This window comes from Kitasatospora sp. NPDC091257 (assembly GCF_044757675.1).
Taxonomy (GTDB): domain Bacteria; phylum Actinomycetota; class Actinomycetes; order Streptomycetales; family Streptomycetaceae; genus Kitasatospora; species Kitasatospora lactacystinica.
The window spans coordinates 1-6,032 of the sequence record NZ_JBIVVI010000519.1 but is presented as its reverse complement, the minus strand read 5'-3'; the positions used below and the strand labels follow the sequence as shown (position 1 = coordinate 6,032).

The window sequence follows — 6,032 nt, the reverse complement described above, 5'->3', positions numbered from 1 at the left end:
GATCCGACTCCTCTGCGGGGTGCGGTGGATGAGCGGACACCCGGTGGCCGCCCGGGGCGACCGCCGGGTGCCGGGTCAGTGCCTGCCCGCGTCCTTGACCTTCTCCGCGGCCTGCTTCAGGTCGCTCTTCACCTGCTCGGCCTTGCCCTTGAGCTCGGTCGAGCGGTCGCCGGTGGCCCGCCCGGCGGTTTCCTTGGCCTTGCCGCTCGCCTTCTCCGCCATGTTGTGCAGCTTCTTCTCGGTACCCACAGTGGGTGCCTCCTCTCGTCGACGGGGGCGAAGTCCGCCCCGGGCGGCGTCTGCCCCGGTCGGGAGCTTCCATGCGCGGCCCGGGGACTTCCGTGCGTGGCCGGGGTCTTCCGGGTCCCGATCCCGCGCGGGGAAGCCCGGCGGTTCGCCGGCGCGGCGGTGCTACCGGGCGGCGCCGGCCTCGGCGGCGGTCTTCAGGTCGTGCAGCCAGCCTTCGAGGCCCTGGCGGAGGATGTCGGTGGCGGCGGGGACGTTGGCGTCGACCTGGGGGCCGGTGTGGGTCTCCTCGGTGCGCACCAGGACGCCGCCGGGCACCTCGGTGACGTTCCACACGTGCACGCCGTCGATCCGCAGGCCGGTCGCGACCGCCGGGCCGGTCCAGCGGATGCAGGAGCCGGGCCGCAGCTGCCGGACGGTGGAGGTGATCTCCAGGACGGGGTCGGTCGAGGCGGGGTTCGGGGGCAGCGGGGTGGTCCAGTGGAACACCGAACCCGGGCGCAGCGGGCCGCCGTCGAGGCGCTCGGCGCTCTGCACCGGGGCCTGCCAGTCGGGCCAGTGCTCCACGTCGGTCTGGAGCCGCCAGACGGTCCGCAGCGGCGCGTGGATCACGGTCCCGGTCCGGTAGCGGACCCGGGCGTCGGGGTCGACGCCCGCCCCGCGGCAGGTGAGCGAGGAGCCGGGGCGGTGGGCGGTGGCGGCCCCGGCCGGTGCGGCGACGGCGCCGAGCAGGCCGAGGGCGAGCGGGACGGTCAGCAGGGCGCTGCGGATGCCGGTGGTGCCGGTGGTGCGGGTGCCGGTGCTGCGGGTGGCGGACATGGAACTCCCCATTCACTGGTCGGCCGTCGGGAACGGCACGGTCGCCGCGTGCTAGATGCTCACGCCTTCGTTAGAAGTTGTAACTCCCCGAGCCCTGAGAGGTCAACAGGTTCCGTGATACCTTCTAACGGAAGCGTGAGCATGTAGTCGGTCGACTCGGAGAGCGGGGCGAAGCATGGCCGGGACGGGTACGGACACCCCGCGCGAGCGCTACCGGGCCCAGGTGCGCGAGGAGATCAAGGCGCACGCCTGGGACCAGATCGCCACGGCCGGCGCCTCGGCGCTCTCCGTCAACGCGATCGCCAAGCGGATGGGCCTGAGCGGCCCGGCGCTCTACCGCTACTTCGCCGGCCGCGACGAGCTGATCACCGAACTCGTCCGGGACGCGTACCGCAGCCTCGCCGACACCCTCGGTGCGGCCGCCGCCGAGGGCGCCGACCTGGCCGGGCTCGCCCACGTCCTGCGCGAGTGGGCGCTGGCCGACCCCCAGCGGTACTTCCTGATCTACGGCACCCCCGTGCCCGGCTACCGCGCACCGGAGGACACCACCGCCATCGCCGACGAGGTGATGCGGACGCTGGTCGACGCCTGCGCGGCGCTCGCCCCGGCCGGGTCGGAGACCCCGCAGGCGCCGTTCGCCACCCACCTGCTGGGCCACCGGGGCTGGGCGGGCGATCAGCCGGCCCCGCCCGAGGTGCTGCACCGCTTCCTGGCCTTCTGGACCCGCCTGCACGGCGTGCTGTCGCTGGAGCTCGCCGGGCACTTCACCGGTATGGGCTTCCGGTCCGCACTGCTCTTCGAGGCCGAGCTGGAAGGCCTGCTGGCACCGCATTTCTGACCGCCCGCGGTTCCGCCCCGACCGGCATCGGCGGTACCGCGCCGAGGTCTCGGGCCTGCCCGGCGTGCGGCTGGGAAAGCGGTGGCGCGTCGGGGTCCGGAAGTGGCTCCGGCGGAGGGAACGGCGGGATCGGCGGCGGCGCGGGATCGGGCTCGCCCGGCCGAGGCGCGGGGTCGGGGCCGGGGCCGGGGGTCGGCCGGGTGTCCGGATCCGGGGGCATCGGGACGGTCATCGGGGCACCTCCTGGGGTGGCGCGCGCCGCTCAGCGGCCGAGCGCGTGCGCCAGCCGGCTCTTGTTCATCGTGGAGCGGCCCTTGATGCCGCCCTGCCTGGCCTCGTTGTACGGCTGGTCGTAGGTCGGGCCCCGGGCGCCCCGGTGCGAGCGCTGTCCGCCGCGCCGGCCGGAGGACATGTCGTGGGTCGAACTCCGGCCGCCGGTCCTCGACTCGCCGTGCCTGGCGCGCTCCTTGTTCACCGTCCGGGCGGCGATCTCCTCGGCCCGCTTCTCGCTCTCGCCCCGGTCGAGCGCGCTGTCCTCGATGTGCTCGTACTGGCGCTCCCGCTCGGGGCTGGATCCTCGGGGCATGGCCGGAGCCTCCGTTCCTCGCTCGGGGTCGTCGCGCCGCCGCGTGTACCCGCGAACGCCGCCGCGAATCCGCCGGTCGGGGCGGTGCGCGGGCCCGTCCGGGAGCCCGGCGGCCGGTCGGCCCCGCCCCCGAGGTCGGCACGCGCGGGGCGACGGGGCGTGTACGGCGGGTCGTGCTCCGGTCCGTACGGGTGTGCCGGGTGTGGCGCGTTCGCCGCAGCGTCACTCCGGGTAGTTGAACGGCTGCACGTTGTTGACGGAGGGGGTGGGGTCAGGGAGTCGCGATGACGGAACACGAGCAGCTCGGCGCGCCCGCCGGCCCGGAAGGGCGGCCCACCCGGCCCGAACGGGTGCCGCCGCAGGCCCCCGCGCCCGGACGGCGCGAGACGAGCGCCCGGTCCGGACCGGACGGCGACGGCACCGCGGCCCCCTGGCCCGACATGATGCTGCCGCTGCTGCGCACCCCGACGGCCGATCGGCAGCCAGGGCCGGAGGGGGCCGGCGCGGAGCCGCCGGCGGGTGTCGAACCGGCGCAGGTGCTGGACCTCGCGCTGCTGGTCGGCGAGCTGCTGCTGGCCAGCGGCGAGGCCGCGGAGGACGTCGAGGCGGCCATGCTCGCGGTTGCGCACGCCTACCGGCTCCAGCCGTGCGACCCGCAGGTCACCTTCACCCGGGTGGCGATCTCGTACCAGCCCGGCCCGTCGGAGCCCTCGCTGACGGCCGAGTGCTCGGTCCGCCGCCCGGCGGTCGACTACGCGCGGCTGGCGGCCGTGTTCCGGCTGGTCATCGAGATCACCGTGGGCGGGATGGCCGTCCGGGAGGCGCACGGCCGGCTGGTGGCGGCCCGCCGGCACAGCCGCCGCTACTCGGGCCGGCTGTTCGTGCTCTGCTGCGGGGGGATGGCCGGGGCCGCCACCCTGCTGATCGGCGGCCGGGCCGACGCCCGGGCCTGGCTGGTGTTCGCCAGCGCCGTCGTCGCCGCGCTGGCGGGCGAGCGGCTCTCGGCGCTGGTGGCGCGCCACGACCTCCCGGCCTTCTACCAGTTCGTGGTGGCGGCGGTGCCCGCCGCCGTGATCGGCATCCTGCTGTCGTTCAACGGGCTGCACCTGCGTGGATCGGTGGTGATCACCGGGGGGCTGTACGCGGTGCTGCCGGGGTGGCCCATGGTGGCGGCGGCCCAGGACGGCCTGGCGGGTTTCTACCTCACCGCCGCCGCCCGGCTGCTCGAAGCGCTGTACCTGATGGCCGGGGTGGTGATCGGGGTGATGACGGTGCTCTACGTCGGCGTCAACAACGGCGCCGACCTGGCCGCCCAGGACGTCCCGACCGGGGCGGTGAACCCGCCGTTGCAGCTCGCCGCCGCGGTGCTCCTGACCCTGGCGTTCGCGGTGCTGCTGAACACCGAGCCGGGCACCCTGCCGGCGGTTCTGCTGAACAGCGCGGCCGGCTGGACCACGTACGGGGTGCTGGTGAACGCGGGCGGCGAGCCGATCCTGGCCACCGGCCTGGCGGCGGGGCTGGTGGGACTGTCCGGCCAGCTCATGGCGCGCTGCCGGGGCAGCTCGGCGCTGCCGCACATCACCGCCGCGCTGGGGCCGCTGCTGCCCGGCTCGGTGCTGTACTTCGGGATGCTCGCCTTCGTGCGGGGCGAGCCCGAGGTCGGGCTGAGCGGCATCGGGCGGGCCGGCGCGATGGCGATGGCCCTCGCCATCGGCGTCAACCTGGGCCGCGAGCTGGCCCGGCTCTTCCTGCCCGCGCCCCGGATGGCCGCGCCGCCCCGTCGCCGGCGCGGCCGCCACCGGCGCTGAGAGGGAATGACGGGCCGGTTGTTTGCCCGGGCGGCGGCGCGGTACACGCGTGGGGTGTGGAGCCGGGCCGGGCGGGACCGGCCCGCTCCCCGGGGAAGGCCCAGGCCGGTTCGAGCCGGCGCGGGGCCGTCCCCGCCGTCGGCCATCCGTCAACCTTGGAGACCCTCGTGATAGTCCTCGGTGTCATCCTGCTCATCGTCGGCTTCGTCACCGGCATCTCGATCCTGTGGACCATCGGCATCGTGCTGGTCGCGATCGGTCTGGTCCTGTTGGTCGCCGGGGCACTCGGGCACGCTGTCGGCGGCCGCCGGCACTACTACTGACCCGGGCTGACCCCTGCTCAGTGCCGTGCGCCGGCCGCCCGACGCACCGGACCGCCCCGCTCAGGGGCGGTCCTCGTGCAGTCCGCAGAGCCAGGCCAGGGCCCGGTGGACGCCGAGTACGTAGCTGTGGTCCGACCCCTGGGCGCGGACCCGGTGGAGGTGGACGGCGGCGGCCTGGCACTCGGCCAGCAGCTGGGCGTGGCACGGACCGGTGGCGCCGGCCGTCGCGGCGGCCGTGGCCGCGGCGGTGACCGGGGCCGCGACCTGGGCGCCGGCGGCCCACCGGTAGGCGCCGAGCACGCCGTGCTCGAAGCCGGTCCAGGGCCGCGGGTGCCGGTTGACCTTGTCGATCGCGGCGAACACCTCGTCCAGCGGGCGCACTCCCACGCCCGGGACGGTCTCGTCACTGGTCATGTCCGCAACCTACGTCCGCCCGCCACGGCCCGCCCCCGGGGACCACGGCCCGCTACGGCGCCGCAGCCCCGCGCCACCCGAGCGGCGGAGGCGACCGCCCGGCCGGACCCGGACCCGGGCCCGGCCGGGCCCGGGTCCGGGACGGGTAGGCTGACCAGGACGTGTCCGGTCGGAGAGGTGGCCGGGCCGGAGGAACGGTGCGGGCCGGCGGCCCGCTGGTGGAGACCCCTGATGACTCGTCGTTTTGACTGCTCGAACCCGTCCCAGCGCGCGGCCGGGCTGCGCGAGGCCGTGGCCGCGGTGCGCCGCGGTGAGCTGGTCGTGCTGCCCACGGACACCGTGTACGGCGTGGGCGCCGACGCCTTCGCGCCGGAGGCGGTCGACCGCCTGCTGCGGGCCAAGGGCCGGGGCCGGAACATGCCCTCGCCGGTGCTGGTCGGCTCCCCGGAGGCGCTGGACGGGCTGGTCGAGGTGACGGAGCGCGCCCGGCAGCTGGTCAAGGAGTTCTGGCCGGGCGGGCTGACCGTGGTCGCCCGCCACCTGGAGTCGGTCGAGCTGGACCTCGGCGAGACCAACGGGACGGTCGCGGTGCGGATGCCCGCGCACCCGGTCGCCATCGAACTGCTCAACGCCACCGGGCCGTTGGCCGTCTCCAGCGCGAACCTGACCGGGCACGACTCGCCGCAGGACTGTGACGCCGCCCAGGGCATGCTCGGCGACTCGGTGGCCGTCTACCTCGACGGGGGCCCGACCGCGGCCGCCGTGCCCTCCTCGATCGTGGACGTCACCGGCGAGGTGCCGGTCCTGCTGCGGGCGGGCGCGCTCGGCGCCGAGCGGCTGCGCGAGGTGGTCCCCGACCTGCGGGAGCGCTGAGCCCGAAGCCCCGGACGGCGCCGCGCCCGGTCGAAGGGCCGTACCGCGTGGCGCCCCGGCGGCCGGGGCCGCCGCCGCTAGGGTCGGCGATGGCGTGCGAGGGCGGGCCCTCCGCCGGGACGGGG

8 protein-coding genes are annotated in these 6,032 nt (G+C 76.0%); 4 read left to right on the top strand and 4 right to left on the bottom strand.

Features of this window, described 5'->3' with window-relative positions; all coding sequences use genetic code 11:
- Positions 1 to 75: 75 nt before the first annotated feature.
- The gene (locus tag ACIQOV_RS23210; RefSeq protein WP_359903189.1) at positions 76 to 249 is read right to left on the bottom strand and encodes a CsbD family protein; all 174 of its coding nucleotides are present in this window, start codon (positions 247 to 249) and stop codon (positions 76 to 78) included.
- A gap of 162 nt (positions 250 to 411) precedes the next feature.
- On the bottom strand, positions 412 to 1,065 hold the full coding sequence (locus tag ACIQOV_RS23205; RefSeq protein WP_401051286.1) for an SRPBCC family protein: 654 nt from the start codon (positions 1,063 to 1,065) through the stop codon (positions 412 to 414).
- Between the two features lie 175 nt (positions 1,066 to 1,240).
- Between ACIQOV_RS23205 and ACIQOV_RS23200 the strand changes: the two genes are divergently transcribed.
- Complete coding sequence (locus tag ACIQOV_RS23200) at positions 1,241 to 1,903, top strand: TetR/AcrR family transcriptional regulator (RefSeq protein WP_401051284.1); 663 nt, start codon at positions 1,241 to 1,243, stop codon at positions 1,901 to 1,903.
- 262 nt (positions 1,904 to 2,165) lie between these two features.
- On the opposite strand, the gene ACIQOV_RS23195 is transcribed toward ACIQOV_RS23200, so the two are convergent.
- Entirely contained in the window at positions 2,166 to 2,489 is a 324-nt protein-coding gene (locus tag ACIQOV_RS23195) for a plasmid stabilization protein (RefSeq protein WP_401051281.1), read from the bottom strand.
- A gap of 284 nt (positions 2,490 to 2,773) precedes the next feature.
- Between ACIQOV_RS23195 and ACIQOV_RS23190 the strand changes: the two genes are divergently transcribed.
- Positions 2,774 to 4,297, top strand: a complete 1,524-nt coding sequence (locus tag ACIQOV_RS23190) for a threonine/serine exporter ThrE family protein (protein ID WP_401051278.1) — start codon at positions 2,774 to 2,776, stop codon at positions 4,295 to 4,297.
- A gap of 167 nt (positions 4,298 to 4,464) precedes the next feature.
- Positions 4,465 to 4,620: a DUF6131 family protein gene (locus ACIQOV_RS23185; protein WP_401051289.1), complete on the top strand. Its 156-nt coding sequence runs from the start codon at positions 4,465 to 4,467 to the stop codon at positions 4,618 to 4,620.
- Between the two features lie 60 nt (positions 4,621 to 4,680).
- Here the strand turns inward: ACIQOV_RS23185 and ACIQOV_RS23180 are convergent, their stop codons facing one another.
- Positions 4,681 to 5,034 carry a hypothetical protein gene (locus ACIQOV_RS23180; protein WP_380540904.1) on the bottom strand — a complete coding sequence of 118 codons (354 nt, stop codon included), beginning with the start codon at positions 5,032 to 5,034 and terminating at the stop codon, positions 4,681 to 4,683.
- Between the two features lie 231 nt (positions 5,035 to 5,265).
- Here ACIQOV_RS23180 and ACIQOV_RS23175 point away from each other — a divergent pair, with 231 nt between their 5' ends.
- On the top strand, positions 5,266 to 5,907 hold the full coding sequence (locus tag ACIQOV_RS23175; RefSeq protein ID WP_401051274.1) for an L-threonylcarbamoyladenylate synthase: 642 nt from the start codon (positions 5,266 to 5,268) through the stop codon (positions 5,905 to 5,907).
- The last annotated feature ends 125 nt before the right edge of the window (positions 5,908 to 6,032 follow it).